The sequence below is a fragment of the Pedococcus cremeus genome, from assembly GCF_900111375.1.
Taxonomy (GTDB): domain Bacteria; phylum Actinomycetota; class Actinomycetes; order Actinomycetales; family Dermatophilaceae; genus Pedococcus_A; species Pedococcus_A cremeus.
On record NZ_FOHB01000001.1, the window covers coordinates 415,111 to 433,165 of the forward strand.

19 protein-coding genes are annotated in these 18,055 nt (G+C 65.5%); 15 read left to right on the forward strand and 4 right to left on the reverse strand.

Translation table 11 applies throughout. From position 1 onward, the window contains the following. Nucleotides 1-72 precede the first annotated feature (72 nt). Complete coding sequence (locus BMW78_RS20630; protein WP_177180231.1) at nt 73-225, forward strand: hypothetical protein; 153 nt, start codon at nt 73-75, stop codon at nt 223-225. A gap of 60 nt (nt 226-285) precedes the next feature. On the opposite strand, the gene BMW78_RS01910 is transcribed toward BMW78_RS20630, so the two are convergent. Then, nucleotides 286-1,713, reverse strand: coding sequence for a tyrosine-protein kinase domain-containing protein (locus BMW78_RS01910; protein ID WP_177180232.1), 1,428 nt, complete (start codon nt 1,711-1,713; stop codon nt 286-288). Nucleotides 1,714-1,805: 92 nt separating this feature from the next. On the opposite strand from BMW78_RS01910, the gene BMW78_RS01915 reads away from it, so the two are divergent. Genes BMW78_RS01915 through BMW78_RS01930 form a run of 4 tightly spaced genes read left to right on the forward strand, consistent with a single transcriptional unit; the run spans nt 1,806 to nt 4,117 of the window. Further along, entirely contained in the window at nt 1,806-2,636 is an 831-nt protein-coding gene (locus BMW78_RS01915) for a P-loop NTPase family protein (protein WP_143056109.1), read from the forward strand. Next, nucleotides 2,633-2,893: a hypothetical protein gene (locus tag BMW78_RS01920; protein ID WP_143056110.1), complete on the forward strand. Its 261-nt coding sequence runs from the start codon at nt 2,633-2,635 to the stop codon at nt 2,891-2,893. The genes BMW78_RS01915 and BMW78_RS01920 overlap by 4 nt, the downstream gene beginning before the upstream one ends. Beyond that, complete coding sequence (locus BMW78_RS01925; RefSeq protein WP_091755836.1) at nt 2,865-3,827, forward strand: nucleotidyltransferase family protein; 963 nt, start codon at nt 2,865-2,867, stop codon at nt 3,825-3,827. The genes BMW78_RS01920 and BMW78_RS01925 overlap by 29 nt, the downstream gene beginning before the upstream one ends. A gap of 47 nt (nt 3,828-3,874) precedes the next feature. Next, nucleotides 3,875-4,117 (forward strand): hypothetical protein, encoded by a 243-nt coding sequence (locus tag BMW78_RS01930; protein ID WP_091755838.1) that lies wholly within the window; start codon nt 3,875-3,877, stop codon nt 4,115-4,117. On the opposite strand, the gene BMW78_RS01935 is transcribed toward BMW78_RS01930, so the two are convergent. From BMW78_RS01935 to rfbB, 3 genes are all read right to left on the reverse strand, one after another. Then, complete coding sequence (locus BMW78_RS01935; protein ID WP_143056111.1) at nt 4,114-4,824, reverse strand: hypothetical protein; 711 nt, start codon at nt 4,822-4,824, stop codon at nt 4,114-4,116. The genes BMW78_RS01930 and BMW78_RS01935 overlap by 4 nt on opposite strands. Before the next feature lie 259 nt (nt 4,825-5,083). Beyond that, nucleotides 5,084-5,938 carry a dTDP-4-dehydrorhamnose reductase gene (gene rfbD / locus BMW78_RS01940; protein ID WP_091755845.1) on the reverse strand — a complete coding sequence of 285 codons (855 nt, stop codon included), beginning with the start codon at nt 5,936-5,938 and terminating at the stop codon, nt 5,084-5,086. Then, nucleotides 5,938-6,933, reverse strand: a complete 996-nt coding sequence (gene rfbB, locus BMW78_RS01945; RefSeq protein WP_091755847.1) for a dTDP-glucose 4,6-dehydratase — start codon at nt 6,931-6,933, stop codon at nt 5,938-5,940. The genes rfbD and rfbB overlap by 1 nt, the downstream gene beginning before the upstream one ends. A 39-nt stretch (nt 6,934-6,972) precedes the next feature. On the opposite strand from rfbB, the gene rfbA reads away from it, so the two are divergent. The 10 genes from rfbA to BMW78_RS01995 all read left to right on the forward strand — a co-directional run bounded on the left by rfbA (nt 6,973) and on the right by BMW78_RS01995 (nt 18,047). Continuing rightward, nucleotides 6,973-7,851, forward strand: coding sequence for a glucose-1-phosphate thymidylyltransferase RfbA (gene rfbA, locus BMW78_RS01950; protein WP_091755848.1), 879 nt, complete (start codon nt 6,973-6,975; stop codon nt 7,849-7,851). Beyond that, a complete protein-coding gene (locus tag BMW78_RS01955) occupies nt 7,851-8,447 on the forward strand; it encodes a dTDP-4-dehydrorhamnose 3,5-epimerase family protein (protein ID WP_091755850.1) in 597 nt (198 codons plus the stop codon). Before rfbA ends, BMW78_RS01955 begins: the two co-directional genes overlap by 1 nt. A 205-nt stretch (nt 8,448-8,652) precedes the next feature. Further along, nucleotides 8,653-10,476, forward strand: a complete 1,824-nt coding sequence (locus BMW78_RS01960; protein WP_091755852.1) for a nucleoside-diphosphate sugar epimerase/dehydratase — start codon at nt 8,653-8,655, stop codon at nt 10,474-10,476. After that, nucleotides 10,473-11,441 (forward strand): MraY family glycosyltransferase, encoded by a 969-nt coding sequence (locus tag BMW78_RS01965; protein WP_091755854.1) that lies wholly within the window; start codon nt 10,473-10,475, stop codon nt 11,439-11,441. Before BMW78_RS01960 ends, BMW78_RS01965 begins: the two co-directional genes overlap by 4 nt. Beyond that, the gene (locus tag BMW78_RS01970) at nt 11,438-12,679 is read left to right on the forward strand and encodes a glycosyltransferase family 4 protein (RefSeq protein WP_091755856.1); all 1,242 of its coding nucleotides are present in this window, start codon (nt 11,438-11,440) and stop codon (nt 12,677-12,679) included. Before BMW78_RS01965 ends, BMW78_RS01970 begins: the two co-directional genes overlap by 4 nt. After that, the gene (locus BMW78_RS01975; protein WP_091756516.1) at nt 12,676-13,650 is read left to right on the forward strand and encodes an NAD-dependent epimerase/dehydratase family protein; all 975 of its coding nucleotides are present in this window, start codon (nt 12,676-12,678) and stop codon (nt 13,648-13,650) included. Before BMW78_RS01970 ends, BMW78_RS01975 begins: the two co-directional genes overlap by 4 nt. Continuing rightward, nucleotides 13,647-14,675, forward strand: coding sequence for a polysaccharide biosynthesis protein (locus tag BMW78_RS01980; protein WP_245735609.1), 1,029 nt, complete (start codon nt 13,647-13,649; stop codon nt 14,673-14,675). The genes BMW78_RS01975 and BMW78_RS01980 overlap by 4 nt, the downstream gene beginning before the upstream one ends. Further along, the gene (locus tag BMW78_RS01985; protein WP_091755858.1) at nt 14,672-15,781 is read left to right on the forward strand and encodes a polysaccharide biosynthesis C-terminal domain-containing protein; all 1,110 of its coding nucleotides are present in this window, start codon (nt 14,672-14,674) and stop codon (nt 15,779-15,781) included. Before BMW78_RS01980 ends, BMW78_RS01985 begins: the two co-directional genes overlap by 4 nt. Next, nucleotides 15,778-16,905 (forward strand): non-hydrolyzing UDP-N-acetylglucosamine 2-epimerase, encoded by a 1,128-nt coding sequence (gene wecB / locus BMW78_RS01990; protein ID WP_091755859.1) that lies wholly within the window; start codon nt 15,778-15,780, stop codon nt 16,903-16,905. The genes BMW78_RS01985 and wecB overlap by 4 nt, the downstream gene beginning before the upstream one ends. After that, nucleotides 16,902-18,047 (forward strand): glycosyltransferase, encoded by a 1,146-nt coding sequence (locus BMW78_RS01995; RefSeq protein ID WP_091755860.1) that lies wholly within the window; start codon nt 16,902-16,904, stop codon nt 18,045-18,047. The genes wecB and BMW78_RS01995 overlap by 4 nt, the downstream gene beginning before the upstream one ends. Nucleotides 18,048-18,055 lie beyond the last annotated feature (8 nt).

Genomic DNA, 18,055 nt, shown 5'->3' on the forward strand with positions numbered 1-18,055 from the left:
GCCGCAGCCGCATGGCGAAGTCTTGACTCTCTTTAGACCGAGTGTTGAACCACCCGTGCGTAGGTTTCCGCCGTGCCCAACCGCAACCAGTGCCCCGTCTGTTGGTGGTCCGTCCGCTGCCACGACGGCGTCGTCGTCCCGCACGACCGCGAGTCCTTCGGCCTCAGCGAGCCCTGCCCCGGTTCCGGCAAGCCGACGGTCGCGGCCACGGCCCCGGCCGCCTAGCAGGCACTCGCCCCCGCCGCGGCGGCCACTTACGGAGGGCCCGAGCCGCCCCTGGTCCCGCTATCGGCCGGCGGGCTCGCTCGCTGCAGAACGCTCCGGACGCTGCTCCTGGACCGTCGAGTAGTTCCCGCTGTAGTAGCCGGCGCTCGAGCTCTTCGGCGAAACACGGTTGAGCACGACGCCGAGGGTGTGGCCGTTGACGGCGGCGAGGTTGGCGAGCGCGTCGCGCAGCTGGGTGTCGAGCGTCTGGCCGGCGCTGACGACGACCAGCGCGCCGTCAGCCGAGGCCGTGAGGACCGCAGCGTCGGTGACGGGCAGCAACGGCGGGGCGTCGATGATGACAGTGCAGGTCTCCCCCAGCCGCTCGAGCAGCCGGCGCATCGCCTTGGAGCCCAGCATCTCGCTCGGGTTCGGGGGCACGCGTCCGGCGGCCAGCACGCGGAGGTTCGGCAGGCCACCGACCTGCTGGGCCACCTCGTCGAACTGCACGCTCCCGATGAGCACGTCGGTCAGGCCGAGCCCTTCGATGAGGCCGAAGCTGTCGGCGATCACCGGGCGGCGCAGGTCGCCGTCGATGAGGATCACCCTGCGGTCCGACATCGACAGGGCGGCCGCGAGGTTCATCGCCACGGTCGACTTGCCGTCACCGGGCAGCGGGCTGGTGACGACGATGATGCGCGGCGGGTTGTCGATGTCCATGAACTGCAAGTTGGTGCGCAGCTTGAGGAACGACTCGGCCGAGTGCACCGGGTCCTTGTCCTTGCGCGGGCCGGTGACCACGAGCGGCACCAAGCCACCCTTCTTGCGCACGAGCGCCGAGGTCTCCGGGATCGCGCCGGCCACCGTGACGCCGAAGTCGCGCTCCACGGTCTCTGGCTCACGCACCCGCCGGTCGAGCTGGCTGCGCAGCAGCGCGTAGCCCAGGCCCAGCATCAGGCCGAGCACGAAGCCCAGGGCGACGTTGCGCTTGGTGTTCGGTGAGACCGGGCTCGAGGGCAGCGCCGCCGACTCGATCGGCACGATGCGCAGCGCCTGCTCCGACTTGCCGGTGGGGTTCTCGACGGCCTGCACCTGACGGGCCAGCGCGGCGACCCAGGCGTCGGCGAGCTCCTGCGACTCCTTGGGCGTCGAGGCGCGGGCGCTGATCTTGATGAGCACCGTGTCGAGGGGCTGCTTGACCGTGATCCGGCCGATGAGGCCGGCGGGCTGGGCGTCCAGGCCGAGGGTCTTGATGACGTCCTGGGCGGTGGCGCGGCTCTGGGCGAGGTCGACGTAGGAGGTGGCCCGCGACTTGGCGAGCGAGTCACCGACCGAGGCCTCCCCCGGGTTCGTGGCGGTGCCGGCGCTGACGAAGCCGCTGGCGTCGGCCTGGTAGACCTTGGGCGTCACGAGGCTCACCCCGGCCGCCACGGCGACGCCGAGCAGCACGAACGCGACGATGCCCCGCCAATAGGCACGAGCAACACGCAGGTAGTCGGTGAGTTCCACGCGGATGAATTCCCCTCTGAGAGCGCCGCCGAGCAGCGCGAAGTGCAGCAAAATGGAGGCTAACGGGCGCTCCACTCCCTTAGGGTTCGTTTGTGGCATTTCCCCCCGATCGCCCGAGGGCGCACCCTGTCCATCTGGTCGCCCTCGGCGCGACCGTGGAGGTGCGCGTCGATGGCAACCGCGCCGCTGAGGCCGTCGCCGAGATCGAGCGGGTCTGGCACCTGTGCGCCGCGCCCGACGACGACGACAACTTCGACGCCGTGGTGCGCATGACCTTCGACGACGCGAGCGCCGACCTCGCCGACATCGATGCCGGCGTCGTGCAGGGCCGCAGTCTCCCCAACCTGATGCAGGTGCTCACCCAGGCCGTGACGCGAGCGGCGATCGACGCCCAGAAGGGTCACCTCGTCATGCTGCACGCGGCCGGCATCCAGTGCCCCGACACGGGCGCGGTGGTGGCCCTCGTCGGGCCCGGTGGCACCGGCAAGACCACGCTGATCCGCACGCTCGGGCCCGGCAAGGGCTACATCACCGACGAGACGGTCGCCGTGACCGCCGACGACATCGTGCTCCCCTATCCCAAGCCGCTGTCGGTGCGCCGCGAGCCCGGCAGCATGTGGAAGGACGAGACCGACCCGCTCGAGTTCGGAGTCCTCCCCCCGCTGCGGTCGGCGCCGCTGGCCGCCGTGGTCCTCCTCGACCGCCAGGACGGGTATGCCGGTCCGCCCGCTGTGGAGCCCGTGGACACGCTCGACGCCATCGCCGCGCTGACCCCCGAGACCTCCCACCTCCCCGAGCTGGAGAAGCCGCTGCAGCGCATGGCTGCGCTGTGTGACAACGTCGGCGGCGTCATGCGGGTCACCTACGCCGAGGCCGAGCACCTCGCGCCGCTGGTGCACGGCTGGCTGGGGGCCGGCTCGTGAGGGCCCGACGGGTGCCGGTGCAGGACGAGGTGATCCGTGACGGCGAGTCGGTGGTGCTGCTCGACCGTCAGGTCATCCGCCTGTCGGCGATTGGCACGACGCTGCTCGAGCTGACCGGCGACTGGCGCGAGCTCGAGGAGCTGACCGTCGACCTCACCGACCGGTTCGGGCAGCCACCGGCCGGCTTCGACGCCACCGCCATGACCGAGGCGGCCCTGCAGGCGCTGCATGGGCAGGGACTGGTCGAGCTTGGCTGAGACGGCCGAGCTGCGGATGTCAGAGGCTGTGCCTCTGGCACACGCGCTGGTGGCCCGGCTGGCGGAGCTGGAGGATGTACGCATCCTCTTCATCAAGGGTCCGACAGCAGTAGCCCTGGGCGCCCGGCCGCCGCGGCCGTCCACCGATGTCGACGTCCTCTGCGAGGCAGGAGGCCTCGAGAAGCTCGGCCCAGCCCTGGAGCGCTGCGGCTGGCGCAAACGCGTAGCCAAGAGCAGCGTCCACGAGCTCGAACACGCGTCGAAGTACCTCTTTGAGCACTCCGTCCACTACATCCATGACGAGTGGCCATGCGACCTCGACATCCACTTCAACTTCCCGGGCTTCCTGGCGCCGGACGAGGTGGTCTTCGAGGAGCTGTGGCGGCGACGCACCACGGTCGAGGTGGCGAACTGGCCTGTGCCGTGTGCCGACCTGCTCGGCCAGGCGGCGATCGTCTCGCTCCACAGCCTCCGCGACCCAGATCTCGGAGACGGCCGAACCGACCTTGACCACGCGGCACAAGCACTGCGAGAGCACGGGCAAGAGACAGTCGGCGGCATCGCCGCACTGGCGGCAGCGACGGGAAGCTCTGAGACTCTGCGACCGCTGTTGGCCGACCTCGGAGCACCCGCAGTCTCCAGTCCGCCCTCGGACCCTGAGCTGCTGAGGCGTTGGCAGGTACGGTCCAAGGGCGATCGGGCGCCCACGACCTCCTGGCTCATTGAGCTGCGCCATACTTCGTGGCGTAAGAAGCCGCAGTTGATACGACGGGGGCTCTTCTTGTCCACTGACGAGCTTTACAGCGTCCACGTCGGACTTCCCCCAACCCGCCGCAACACCGCCGAGCTGCAAATGCGGCGCTGGTGGCGCGCGATGCGCCATCTCCGTCGCGGGATCGCCGCGGCAATACGGTCAGACGGGCCAGCGCAGTGAACTGCCCATCGTTCGCGAAGTGGCATCGCGTCGAGCGAGCGGCATTTGTGGATGACGGCGAGCGGGTCTTGGTGCTGAGCCTCGGCGACCCATCGGTCGCCAAGCCGATACTTCTCGAAGGCATGGCTGCAGCAGTCTGGACGTTATTGGTGGTCCCCATGGACGTGGCTGACCTCATCCAAGCCTTGAACGCGGACCGCCCGGTTGGCCTGGAAACAGACAGCCGGACCGTCGGCGAACTCCTCAGTGCACTTCGAGGAGCCGCGCTGGTGGATACTGCATCTTGCTAGGGCACGGTGATGGTCTTGGTGTCAGCAGTCCCGCCATCGACGGTGAACGTGACATCCGCCGTGGTGGGCTTCGCCCCGGTCTGGTTCCTCGTCAGCCCGAAACTGACCGCTAGGTCGGCGCCGAGCACTTCGTCAGGGGCAGGCAGGGCGCCGGAGAGGCTTCCCAAATCGGGCTTGACCGCAGTGATCGTGATCTTGCTTTTCGTCGACCCGGTGAAGTTCAGGTGGAAGGTCACTGCGTTCTGTGTCCGCGTAGCCGTGCCGCTGCTGTAGGACGTCGGCGAGACGGCCGTGAACGACATGGGCTGTGCCGCGCCGCCGTTGATGGAGTAGGTGAGCACGTATGTGTTCGCCACGCCCCCTGATGTCGGCGCGATGAACGAGAAGGTGTTGGAGCTTCCCCGACTGAGGGTCTTCGTTTGGTTCACCGGTGTCGAAGAGCTCCCACGGGACACCGAGAGGAAAGTGATCGTGTTCCCAGCGCCCGTGCTGCTGACCACAACGGTGACGGTGACTCCACCCGTGCTGGGATCAAACGCGCCCGTCAGCCCAGTGATCTGCACGGAACCGGAAGCAGCAGCTGCAGGAGCGGCCGTAGCAACGATCACGACCGGCACGGTCCAAGCCACGCCCTTAGCGATCGTCCGGCGGTCGATCTCACGAGCGCCCGTCGTGGACTTCTCGACGGTCAGGTCGTCCCTGTGCATGTTGCCCCCTGCTGAGAGCGGCAGGCCCCTGTGCATGCCGCGTTGGGGAGAAACTAGCCGGTAACGTCAGGAAAAACCATGATTTGGTAAAGACTTGTTAAAGGGTTCGCCCTGATTGTCCATTTCTGAATGCATTCGGCGCCGATTGGGCGGACCACAGCATCAGCTGTTCGGCCCAGCCACGGCGCGGCGAACTCAACCTTCCGACCCAATCGTGTCCGTTGCAGACTCAGCCGTTCGGCCCACCAGCTGCCCAGGTTCAGACGCTAGGGACCACCGACGGCAGCGCCTTGGCAAGGGACTCACGCCAGTCGGGCAGCGGCGCCAGCCGCGCCATCCGCCAGCCCTCATGCCCCAACACGCTGTACGCCGGACGGGGCGCCGGCCGCGGGAACGCGTCGGTCGTCGTCGGTTCCACCCGGGCCGGGTCGAGGCCGAGCTGGCGGAAGATCTCCTGGGTGAAGCCGTGCCACGTCGTCTCCCCCGACGACGTGCCGTGCCACACACCGAACGGCGCGTTCGAGGTCACGATCCTCACGATGGCGTCGGCCAGGTCGACAGTCCAGGTCGGCTGGCCGCGCTGGTCGTCCACCACCGAGAGCGTCTCGCGCTCACCGGCCAGGCGCGCCATCGTCTTGACGAAGTTGCCGCCGCCCGCGCCGTACAGCCAGGCCGTCCGCACGATCCACGACTCCGGGCAATGTGCCTCGACGGCCCACTCCCCGGCAGCCTTGGTGCGCCCGTAGGCGGACCGCGGAGCCAGCGGCGCGTCCTCGGCATACGGCTCGTCGGCATCACCGGCGAAGACGTAGTCGGTGGACACCTGCACCATCCGCGCGCCGTGCTCGCGGGCCGCACGGGCGAGGTTGGCTGCGCCAACCGCGTTGAGCGCGAACGCTTCCGCCTCGTGGCTCTCGGCGTCGTCGACCGCCGTATAGGCCGCGCAGTTCACGATGATCCCGTGCTCGCTCACCACGCGCGAGCAGGCGTCGTGGTCGCGGATGTCGAGGTCGGCGCTGCGCGAGGCGGTGAAGGCGATCCCGGCCGCCTCCAGCGCGGCGCACAGGTCTTGGCCCAGCATCCCGCCGGCACCCACGACCAGCCAGCGCGTCATCAGCGGCCCAGCCGCTCGTACCTCGCCTCGGCGACGACCTTGGCGGTGCGCCACCAGTCCCCATTGCTCTCGTACCACGCGATCGTGTCGGCCAGGCCGGAGCGCACGTCCGGGTGTGCGGGACGCCAGTCGGTCTCCGCGCGCAGCTTGCTGGAGTCGATGGCGTAGCGCAGGTCGTGGCCCGGCCGGTCGGCCACGTGCTCGAACCAGTCGGCGGGCTTGCCCATCAGCTCGAGGATCAGGGCGATGACGTCGCGGTTGTTCATCTCGCCGTCCGCACCGATCAGATAGGTCTCCCCCAGCCGGCCCTGCTCGATGATCGCGATGACGGCGTCGTTGTGGTCGTCGACGTGGATCCAGTCGCGCACGTTGGCGCCGGCACCGTAGAGCTTGGGCTTGACGCCCTCGAGGATGCCGGTGATCTGGCGCGGGATGAACTTCTCGGGGTGCTGGCGCGGCCCGTAGTTGTTGGAGCAGTTCGACAGTGTGGCCTTCAGCCCGAAGGAGCGGATCCAGGCGCGCACCAGCAGGTCGGCGCTGGCCTTGGAGGCGGAGTACGGGCTCGACGGGTTCACCGGGGTCAACTCGGAGAACTTGTTGGGGTCGTCGAGCTCGAGGTCGCCGTAGACCTCGTCGGTGCTGATGTGGTGGATGCGCTTGTCGTGCCGGCGCACTGCCTGGATCAGCTGGTAGGTGCCGATGATGTTCGTGTCGATGAACGGCCACGGGTCGTCGAGGCTGTTGTCGTTGTGCGAGTCGGCCGCGAAGTGCACCACGATGTCGTGTGCCGCGACGAGCTCATCGACCAGGTCGGGGTCGGTCACCGAGCCCTTGACGATGTCGACGTCGCCGACCACCGGGTCGAGGGAGGAGAGGTTCGCGGCATACGTCATGGAGTCGAGGACGGTGAACTTCCACTCCGGGCGCACCGCGCGGGCGCGGATGACGAAGTTGCTGCCGATGAAGCCGGCGCCGCCGGTGACGAGGACCTTCATGCCCGCGAGCCTACCGAGCGCCCACTAGGGTGCTGGACCATGAAGGGCATCATCCTCGCGGGCGGTTCGGGCACGCGGCTGCACCCCATCACGCTCGGCATCAGCAAGCAGCTGATGCCGATCTACGACAAGCCGATGGTCTACTACCCGCTGTCGACGCTGATGATGGCCGGCATCCGCGAGGTGCTCATCATCACCACCCCGCAGGACAGCGAGCAGTTCCAGCGCCTGCTCGGCGACGGGTCGGCGTGGGGCGTCGAGCTCTCGTATGCCGTGCAGCCGGCGCCAGAGGGTCTCGCCCAGGCCTTCATCATCGGTGCCGACTTCATCGGCGACGACTCGGTCGCCCTGGTGCTCGGCGACAACATCTTCTACGGCACCGGCCTCGGCACGGCGCTGCGGGCCAACACGAACCTGCAGGGCGGGCACATCTTCGCCTACCACGTCACCGAGCCGTCGGCCTACGGCGTGGTGGAGTTCGACCCCGACGGCAAGGTGCTCTCGATCGAGGAGAAGCCGGCCGAGCCGAAGTCCAACTACGCGGTGCCGGGTCTGTACTTCTACGACAACGACGTGGTCGAGATCGCCCGCAACCTCAAGCCGAGCGCCCGCGGCGAGCTGGAGATCACCGCCGTCAACGACGAGTACCTTCGCCGCGGCACGCTGACCGTGACGGTGCTCCCGCGCGGGACCGCCTGGTTCGACACCGGCACCTTCGAGGGGCTGATGGACTCCGCGCAGTTCGTCGCCACCATCGAGGCACGGCAAGGGTTCAAGATCGGCTGTGTCGAGGAGATCGCCTGGCGCAACCGCTGGATCGACGACGCACAGCTGGAGCGGCTGGCCAAGGCGCTGGAGAAGAGCGGCTATGGCGACTACCTGGCCGGACTGCTGGCCGAGAAGCGGGGCGAGCTCTGATGGACATCCGACCGCTGACGATCGAGCATGCCTACGAGATCACCCCGCAGCAGTTCCCCGACGAGCGCGGTGTCTTCACCGCCCCCTTTCAGTCGGCGGGGCTGGCCGAGGTCATCGGCCACACGCTGACCGTGGCCCAGACCAACGTCTCGGTGTCGCGCAAGGGCGCCTTCCGGGGTATCCACTACGCCGACGTTCCGCCGTCGCAGGCGAAGTACGTCACCGCCGTCAGCGGCTCGCTCATCGACTTCATCGTCGACATCCGGGTCGGCTCCCCCACCTTCGGGCAGTGGGACTCGGTCGTGCTCGACACGAAGGACCGCAAGGCGGTCTACCTGCCCGAGGGCATGGGGCACGCCCTCTTCGCACTCGAGGACGACTCGACGGCCCTCTACCTGTGTTCCACGCCGTTCAGCCCAGGGCGTGAGCACGGGCTGAACCCGCTTGACGCCTCCATCGGGCTCGAGATCCCGAATGGGATCGAGCCGGTCATCTCGGAGAAGGACGCCGCGGCGCCGTCATTCGACGAGGCCCAGGAGCGTGGCCTCCTGCCGACGTATGCCGCGTGCGTGGAACTATACGCATCGCTCGCCTAACGAACAGGTCACGTCTGCCTAGTCCCTTTGGTTGCTTTCTGCACCTTTCGGTGCCTGCAGTAGACCCCAGAGGCACGCTGACCTGCGGAAACGTCACTGAGGCGTGGGGTTCCGCAGGGTGGGACATGTCCTGACCTTTACTGACTTGCCTGTAAACTCCACGCGGGCTCTCGGGGAAGCCTCAGCAGGGGAAAGGTAAGGACACATGCCGCAGCGCAGGGCGCGACGAGACCGTTTCAACCGATGGCTCTGGGCCTTCGTGGACCTGGTCCTCTGGGGCGTCGCCATCTTCGCGGCGGCGCTGCTCCGTTACGACTTCGACTTGGCCCGTCTGCCCCTCCAGGAGATCGCAGGACTCGCAGGCATGGCGGTCGCGCTGCACCTCGTCGCGGGAGCACTTGTCGGCCCCTACGCGGTCGGCCACGACCGCGGCTCCTTCGAGGAGACCCGCGACGTCGCCCGCACGGTGACCATCACCGGCCTCGTGCTCATCGGTGTGGTCTTCGAGCCGCACTTCTTCGATGTCGCCCGCAGCATCCCTTTCATCGCCACGTCCCTGGCCATGATCGGGATGTTCGCCGTGCGCTTCCTTATCCGCTCGTTCCGCGCACAGCGGGAGGGGGCCCAAGGTGAGGAGAAGAAGGTCATCGTGTTCGGCGCTGGTGAGGCCGGCAGCCGACTCACCCGCAGCCTGATCCGTGACGCCGACAGCGGCTACCACCCGGTTGCTCTGCTCGACGACAGCAAGACGAAGGCGCGGTACCGGATCGAGGGCGTCAAGGTGCGCGGCACCCGCCACGACATGGCCAAGGTCGCCGAGAAGTACGGCGCCCAGACCCTCGTGATCGCCCTGCCCTTCGCTGAGGCCGGCACGATCCGCGAGATCACCGAGCTGGCCAATGACGCCGGGCTCGACGTCATGGTGCTGCCCAAGATCAGCGAGATCATCGGCGGCCGTCCGACCGCCAACGACCTGCGCAATGTCAATGTCGCTGACCTCCTCGGCCGTCGTCCGGTCGAGCTGGACATGGCTGCGATCGCGGACCAGATCGCCGGCAAGAAGGTGCTGGTCACCGGCGCCGGCGGATCGATCGGCTCCGAGCTGTGCCGCCAGATCGCCCGCTTCGGCCCCGATAAGCTCTACCTGCTCGACCGCGACGAGTCGGGTCTGCAGGCCACCCAGATGAGCCTCGACGGCCACGGCCTGCTCGACAGCGACGAGATCATCCTGGCCAACATCCGCGACGTCGAGACCATGGCCGACGTCTTCTCGACCACCAAGCCCGACATCGTCTTCCACGCGGCGGCGCTCAAGCACCTCCCCCTGCTCGAGGCCTACCCGCTGGAAGCGTGGAAGACCAACGTGCTGGGCACCCTCAACGTGCTCACTGCGGCCGCCGCCGTGGGCGTCGGTACCTTCGTCAACATCTCGACCGACAAGGCTGCCAACCCCACCTGCGTGCTGGGCTACAGCAAGCGCGTCGCCGAGCGGCTGACGGCCGACTTCGCTGCCCGATTCCCCGGTCGTTACGTGTCGGTGCGCTTCGGCAACGTGCTGGGCTCGCGCGGATCCGTCGTGCACGCCTTCACCGCCCAGATCGAGCGCGGCGGCCCCATCACGGTCACCCACCCGGACGTCGAGCGCTACTTCATGCTGATTCCCGAGGCGTGCCAGCTCGTGCTGCAGGCATCAACCATCGGCTCGGACGGCGAGGTCATGGTGCTTGAGATGGGCGAGCAGGTGAAGATCGTCGACGTCGCCCACACGCTCATCCGCATGTCAGGGCGCAAGGACATCGAGATCGTCTACACCGGTCTGCGGCCGGGCGAGAAGCTCGGGGAAGAGCTGTTCTCCCCGCACGAGGAGCGCAAGCAGACCTCACACGAACTCGTTTACAGCGTCGACGTGCCCAGCATCGAGTCCGAATGGGTGCGACAGGAGCAGCTCAAGACCCACGATTGTGCAGCCTCTTGGATGCGCAGCGAAGCCACCGCCGACCAGCCAGAGGACACGAGAGTCAGCGCGTGATCCCGTTCTTCCTCAGTCTGCTCATCACTCTCGCCGCGGCCCCAGTCGTCCGCTGGCTGCTGTTGCACCGGGGCATTATTGACGTCCCCAACCATCGCTCCTCGCACACCAGCCCGACCCCTCGTGGTGGCGGGCTGGCGTGCCTGCTGGGCGTAATGGTCGCACTTGTGTCTGCTCAGGTCTTGGGTGTCCGTGTGCCTTGGCTGGCCGCAGGTGCAGCCATCGCTCTCGGCGCCATTGGTTTCGCCGACGACCGAGCTGGGCTGTCCCCCGTTGTGCGCCTAAGTGGTCAAGTGGCCGGTGGCCTGCTCATGGGTGTTGCTGCGGGCGGCGGGTGGCTCCTCGTTGCGGGTGCCGTCATCGCACCCGTCGTGGTCAACATCGTCAACTTCATGGATGGCATCAACGGCATCACCGGCCTGAGCGTGGCGGTCTGGGGAGCCACCGCGTGGCTCGTCGGTCTGTCGGTGGGCGCGGAGCCCGTCTGGGTTCTAGGGGCGGCAACTGCCGGCGCTGCGCTTGGCTTCCTTCCATGGAACGCTCCAACCGCGAGGCTGTTCCTGGGCGACGTCGGCAGCTACCTCTTTGGTGGACTCATCGCCGCGGGGATCGTGGTGGGACTGGCAACGAAGGCATCTCCCCTGGTCTTGGCCGCCCCGTTGGGTCTCTACCTCGCAGACACAGGAACCGTCCTTGTGCGTCGCGCTGCCCGGCGTGAACCCCTCATGGAAGCCCACCGTGAACACGCCTACCAGCGTCTTACAAGTGTTTGCCGACTCCCCCACATCATGGTCTCCGTGCTGGTTGCCGGACTTGCCTCCCTTGTCACTGCCGCGTGGGCGTTTCTTGCCTTAGAGGCAGCTCTGGTCGTGACCGCTGTCGTCTGCGGGGCGTTCGTCCTCGCCCCCTCTATCGGTCGTGCACGAGCGACTGAGAAGACGCCTGCCCTGAGGACGACTCCATGAAGATCGCGATGGTGACCCAGTGGTACGACCCGGAGGGCAGCTCTGCTGCACTACCTGGCGTCATCTCCCGCGCGCTGCGGCGGGAGGGACACGAGGTCCATGTCCTCACAGGGTTCCCCAACTACCCAACCGGGACTCTGCTGCCTGGGTACCGCGTGCGCCCCTATATGCGGGAAGACATCAAGGGCGTCACCGTCCACCGGGCGCCGCTCTTCCCCAGCCACGACTCCCGCGCCTCACGCCGAGCCCTCAACTACCTCAGCTTCGCGGCCGGCGCAGCAGCAGTCGCCGTGACACGACTTCCCAAGGTCGAAGCGGTGCTCGTGCATGGAACCCCTGCGACTGCTGCCATCCCAGCCCTTGCCCTTGAGTCGCTGCGAGGAACGCCATTTGTGTTCCATGTGCAGGACCTCTGGCCGCAGACGGTGGTCAATGCCGGTTTCTTGACGGGCGGTACATCACGGGTGGAGCGCATACTCCACCGCTATTGCGACCTGGTCTACCGACGCGCTTCAACGGTGGCCGTCATCGCTCCCGGCATGGTGGAACAGATCGCGCAGCGTGGCGTGTCGGACGACAAGCTGGAGATTGTGCCGAACTGGGCGGACGAAGCGGCCTTCCGACCAGCGGAGAAGAACCAGAATCTTGCCGACAGTTTTGGTCTGGACCGCCCCTTCACCGTCATGTATGCCGGCATCTTCGGTAAATACCAGAACCTCGGTGTGCTGCTCGACGCGGCGCGAGAGCTGCGCGATCGACGTGACATCGGCTTCGCCCTCGTTGGCGGCGGGGTGGAGGAACGGCGCCTGCGCGATCGTGTAGCGGCGGAGCAGCTGGACAACGTGCGATTCGTGCCCATGCAACCATTCGACCAAATGACCGACGTGCTGGCGTTGGGAGACGTCCAGCTGGTGAGCCTGCAGGACCTTCCACTTTTCCGCTCCACTCTGCCCAGCAAGCTTCAGGCCACCCTGGCCGCCGGGCGCCCCATCATCGGCGCTGTAGTGGGAGACGCCGCCGACGTCATTCGGGACTCCCGCTCCGGGATCACAGTCACCCCGGGATCGACCATTGAGATGGTCGAGGCAATCACAACCCTCGCCGGAATGGGCAGGACAGAAAGGGAGAAACTCGGCGAACAGGGTCGCGGCTACTACCTCGACAACTTCAGCGAGAAGGTCGCCGTCGAGCGTTTGACGGGACTTCTGGAGCGCGCCGCTGAGGGGTCCCAGCGATGAGTGCCGTCAAGCGCGTGGCAGTGATCGGCGCCAGTGGCTTTATAGGCGCTCATGTGATCCACGCTCTTCGCGAGGAGGGCCACATCGCCATCCCGATGAAAGGCCCGCGGCTGCCATCCATGCCGTCTCGGGAGGCGCGCTCCTTCGTGGAGACGACGCACATAGTCGCACAACTTCGTAACGAACTCGCCGAGTTCGACGCAGTCGTCAACGCGGCAGGCAACCCTGACGCCTCCAGCCGCGACACCGATTCTCTGACCGCAGCCAACGGCGTTCTTCCTGGGGTCCTCGCGGCTGCTACTGCACAGGGGCAGCGTCCTGCCCGCCTTGTGCATGTCAGCAGCGCCGTGGTGCAGGGCAGGCTTGCAGTCCTCGACGCGTCGACAGCCACGCAACCCTTCTCGGCCTACGCAAGCTCTAAAGTCCTCGGGGAAGAGCTCGTTCGCGAGCTCGCGCCCCTCCACAGCGTGATTTATCGCCCGCCGAGTGTGCACGCAGCTGACCGCAGGGTGACACGGATGACCGGACGGATTGCTCGCTCCGCCCTCGCTACAGTGGCGCGCCCTGGTTCGACACCAAGCCCCCAGGCGTTAGCGCCGAACGTTGGTTCGGCGATCGCATTCCTGTCTACGTGTGAGCAGACGCCGCCGCAGATCGTCGCGCACCCATGGGAGGGCCTGAGTACAGCCCGCCTCATGGAGGCTCTGGGCGGGCGCCCTCCGCGCGAAGTGCCGCGGTCCCTTGCCAAGGCTGCGGTCGAACTGCTCGAGACCGCCGGTCGCGCTCTGCCCCAACTGTCTGCCAACGCGCGCAGGATCGAAATGCTGTGGTTCGGGCAATCCCAAGCGCGCAGTTGGCTTACAGACGCGGGATGGCAGCCTGCCGCCGGGCTGCTGGAGTGGGAGGCGCTCGGGCGCCAATTGAGAGACGAGCATCAGCACATCAGCACCAGAGAGGGAGTCAGCACGTGACGTCGATTCAAGGGGCCACGATCGCCATTACCGGGGGCACCGGGTCTTTCGGGTCCACCATGGTCCGTCACCTGCTAGCTCGTGATGTCGCGGCGATCCACATCCTGTCTCGCGACGAGGCCAAGCAGGACGAGATGCGAAAGCGCTTCTCTGACTCGCGGCTGCGCTTCTTCCTTGGGGATGTGCGAGACCGTGAGAGCGTTGCCCAGGCGTTCGTCGACACGGACTTCGTCTTCCATGCGGCCGCACTCAAGCAGGTGCCGTCGTGCGAGTTCTTCCCCGAGCAGGCCGTCAAGACCAACGTCACGGGAAGCCACAACGTCATCGAGGCGGCCGCGGCTGCCGGCGTGAGGTCAGTGGTCTGCCTGAGCACCGACAAGGCCGTGTACCCCGTGAACGCCATGGGGATGTCAAAGGCGCTGATGGAGAAGACCGTGCAGGCCTTTGCGCGGAACCACCCTCACTCGAAGACTGTGGTCTCGGTGACCCGCTACGGGAACGTCATGTACTCGCGCGGCTCGGTTATCCCGTTGTTCGTGCGTCAGAGCGAGCGGGGTGAGCCCCTCACCATCACCGAACCCAGCATGACCCGGTTCCTCATGTCGCTTCAGGAGTCCGTTGATCTGGTGGAGCACGCATTCCTCCACGCCGAGCCGGGTGACCTTTTCGTGCGCAAGGCTCCGGCTTCGACGGTCAGCGTGTTGGCTCAGGCCGTGGCGGAGTTGATGGGTGACGCGTCGCCCGACATCCGCGTTATCGGGACCCGTCATGGCGAGAAGCTGCACGAGACTCTGCTGAGCCGTGAAGAGATGGTCAAGGCGACCGACCAAGGCGACTACTTCCGTGTTCCGTTGGATGCCCGCTCGCTGGAGTACGAGCTGTACTTCGAGGAAGGCGAGCGTGAGGTGGTCGCCGTGCAGGATTACACGTCCGAGAACACGACACGTCTAGACGTTGCAGGCACGAAGGAGATTTTGCTGCAGCTTCCGGAGATGCAGAAGCTCGTGGGGATGGCGCTGGCGTGAGAATCGTCCTCACTGGAGCTGGCGGCTTTCTGGGTTGGCACACGAGGGTTCGTCTGGCTGCGTTAACCGACCATGAGGTCGTTTCGCTCAACCGCGACAACTGGTCGGATCTCGCCGCCGAGGTGCGGTCGGCGGACGCCATCATCCACATCGCCGGAGTAAACCGCGGCGAGCGTTCGGAGGTGGAGCGCGGCAACGTGGCCCTCAGCGAGGCGGTCGCTGACGCGATTGCCAGGGCAGGGCGCCCTGTCCCCGTCGTTTATGCAAACTCCATACAAGCCGGGAACGACACGCCGTACGGAGCCGGCAAGGCCGCCGCTGGAGCCGTTCTCGCACAGGCTGCCGCCGGCGCGGGCTCGAACTTCACCGACGTTGTGCTCCCTAATCTCTTCGGCGAACACGGCGCTCCGCGCTACAACTCCTTCGTTGCCACCTTCGTCGATGCAGTCGCGTCCGGGGTTGTGCCCCAAATCAACGACCGTGAAGTCGAGCTGCTCCATGCTCAGGGCGCTGCACAACACCTAATGGACGGTCTCTCCGGAAGGGGAGGCGCCGTCAGGCCTCGAGGCTCGATGGCAACGGTGCAGGGCGTGTACGACCAGCTTCGCCGCTTCCATGATGTCTACAACGGTGGTGACATGCCGGATCTGAGCGTTGCGTTCAGCGTCGACCTGTTCAACACCTACCGCGCAGCGCTCTTTCCGGGCCACTACCCGCTTGCCCTGAATGCACACAGTGACGATCGCGGACGTCTGGTCGAGACAGTACGCTCGCACGGCGGGCAGGGCCAAACCTTCGTCTCGACAACCAAAGCCGGCGTCACACGGGGCGAGCACTATCACCTAAACAAGGTCGAGCGCTTCGTGGTGCTCCGCGGTCAGGCTCGCATCTCCTTGCGCCGCATGTTCACCGAAGAAGTTGTGAGCTTCGACGTGAGTGGAGAGTCCCCCTCTGTTGTCGACATGCCCACCATGTGGGTCCACAACATCACCAATACCGGTAACACCGAGCTAACGACGCTCTTCTGGACACATTCTCTGTTCGACCCCGAGAACCCCGACACCTATTGGGAGCCGGTCTCCCTCGCTGAAAAGGTTGCTCCGTGACCAAAGTAATGACCATTGTCGGCACACGTCCCGAGATCATCCGCCTGTCCCGGGTGATGGCACGCCTCGACGCAACCGTCGACCATGTCCTGGTCCACACCGGGCAGAACTACGACTACGAACTAAACGGCATCTTCTTCGACGAACTGGGCATCAGAAAGCCGGACCACTTCCTAGACGTGGACACGTCCAGCCTTGGGCGTGTGCTCGGCGAGACCCTCATCAAGACAGAGGAAGTGCTGCGCCAAGAAGTCCCCGACGCGGTTTTGGTGCTCGGCGACACCAACAGTTGCGTGGCGGCCATCATGGCGAAGCGGATGCGAATCCCCGTCTACCACATGGAGGCTGGCAACCGTTGCTTTGACGAGAACGTCCCAGAGGAGACCAACCGTCGGCTAGTCGACCACGTTGCTGACTTCAACCTCGTCTACACGGAACACGCCCGACGCAATCTCCTAGCCGAAGGCCTCCACCCCCGGCGGATCCTGCTTACGGGGTCGCCGATGAAAGAGGTGCTGATGCACCACCTGGACCAATTCGCAACCAGCTCCATCCTCGAGACACTAGGCCTATCACCGCAGCAGTACCTGCTCGTGTCTGCCCACCGCGAGGAGAATGTCGACGACCCCGACCGTCTGAATCAACTTCTGGATTGTCTCGTCGCCGCTCACGAACGTTTCGAGCTCCCGGTCCTGGTGTCGACGCATCCCCGCACACGCAAGCGGATTGAGTCTCTCGGCCGCGAGATCCCTGATGGAATCACATTTCACAAACCGCTTGGGTTTATCGACTACGTCCGGCTTCAACAAGACGCATACTGTGTCCTTTCCGACAGCGGCACCATTAGTGAGGAGTCGTCAATTCTTGGCTTCACCGCTATTACGCTACGCGACTCGATTGAACGCCCCGAGGCCCTGGACACAGGGTCAATCGTCATGACCGGTCTAGATGTTGAAAACGTGCTCGAGGCGATACAGGTTATGGAAGCCGGAGCGCATGCCAACCGGCACGTCCCGACCGATTATGCCATCGACAACTGCTCTCTGCGCGTCGTCAATTTTATCCTCTCGACCTATCGTCGACATGCACAGTGGAATGGGCTTCGCAGGAGGCCTTCGGCGTGACCAGGGTGCTTATCGACGCAAGCAATCTGAAAGTTGGCGGTGGTGTGCAGGTGGCCGCCTCCTTCATCGAGGAACTGATCCAGCTCATGAAGGACCCCGAATACTTGCGTGAGTGGCCATGGCTAGACAGCGTAATGATCGACGCGTCCTCCTCTGTGGTTAATCAACTGCCCATGTCTGCGCGAGCGCACGTCACGCTCAAGAACAGAACTTGGCGAAGCGCATTTGACCGTCGAAGGAACCGCCTATTGAGCGCTCGATTCACGGTCTTTGGCCCCTTCTACGGAAAGGCGAATGCCCGGATTCACATAATGGGCTGTGCGGACGTGACGCTTCTTTCACCGCATCCATCTGGAGTGCCCCCGCTTCCTCTGCCAACGAGGATAAAGCGTCACATACGAAAGCCAATTGCAGCCCATTCATTCAAATCTGCGGACGTCCTAGTCACTGAGACAGACGCAATTCGCAAGCACCTCGTTGATCACTTGGCAATTTCACCACGCTCAATTGAAGTCGTCCCGAACGCCATACATGAGATCTTTCGTCACCCTGAGCGCTGGTTGCCACTTCCGTTACCGAAAACGGATCCCGGCACAGTACGCCTGGCATACGTTGCGAGGGCGTACCCGCACAAGAACATTGACTTCCTGGGTAGCCTAGGGGCGGCCGTACTGCAAATGTACGGCACTCGCCTGCAGTTTCTTCTCACCCTTCACGACAGCGAGTGGAGTGGCCTGAGTTCACTGACGAAGACATACGCATGCAATGTCGGCGAGCTGAGTATCGGGCAGGTGCCTACTCTCCTCTCCCAGTGCGATGGAGTGATCTTTCCGAGTCTCCTGGAAGCTTTCTCAGCGACACCTCTCGAAGGAATGGCCTTGGGAAAGGCCGTTTATGCCAGCAACCGTGACTTTGTCAGAACCGTCTGCGCCGACTACCCAATATATTTTGACCCGCTAGACCCGACATCAGCAGCACACACTGTTGCCAGTCACATTGCCTCCTGTCGACATCAGGCCCTGGATCACGATGCGGCGAAACGACCGACTGCTCATACTTGGACTGCCCGCGACCGAGCGCTGGCTTACATTCGAATCATCGATTCGTCAATGAAGAATTGTCCACCCGCTCATGATTCCTGAGTACTCAG

Coding starts and splice junctions, on each gene's coding strand:
- rfbB (WP_091755847.1), bottom strand. CDS start 6,933: ATGAAGGTCCTCGTCACCGGCGGCGCCGGCTTCATCGGCAGCAACTTC.
- BMW78_RS01970 (WP_091755856.1), top strand. CDS start 11,438: ATGAAGATCGCGATGGTGACCCAGTGGTACGACCCGGAGGGCAGCTCT.
- BMW78_RS01935 (WP_143056111.1), bottom strand. CDS start 4,824: ATGCACAGGGACGACCTGACCGTCGAGAAGTCCACGACGGGCGCTCGT.
- BMW78_RS01925 (WP_091755836.1), top strand. CDS start 2,865: ATGGGCAGGGACTGGTCGAGCTTGGCTGAGACGGCCGAGCTGCGGATG.
- BMW78_RS01960 (WP_091755852.1), top strand. CDS start 8,653: ATGCCGCAGCGCAGGGCGCGACGAGACCGTTTCAACCGATGGCTCTGG.
- BMW78_RS01975 (WP_091756516.1), top strand. CDS start 12,676: ATGAGTGCCGTCAAGCGCGTGGCAGTGATCGGCGCCAGTGGCTTTATA.
- BMW78_RS01955 (WP_091755850.1), top strand. CDS start 7,851: ATGGACATCCGACCGCTGACGATCGAGCATGCCTACGAGATCACCCCG.
- rfbD (WP_091755845.1), bottom strand. CDS start 5,938: ATGACGCGCTGGCTGGTCGTGGGTGCCGGCGGGATGCTGGGCCAAGAC.
- rfbA (WP_091755848.1), top strand. CDS start 6,973: ATGAAGGGCATCATCCTCGCGGGCGGTTCGGGCACGCGGCTGCACCCC.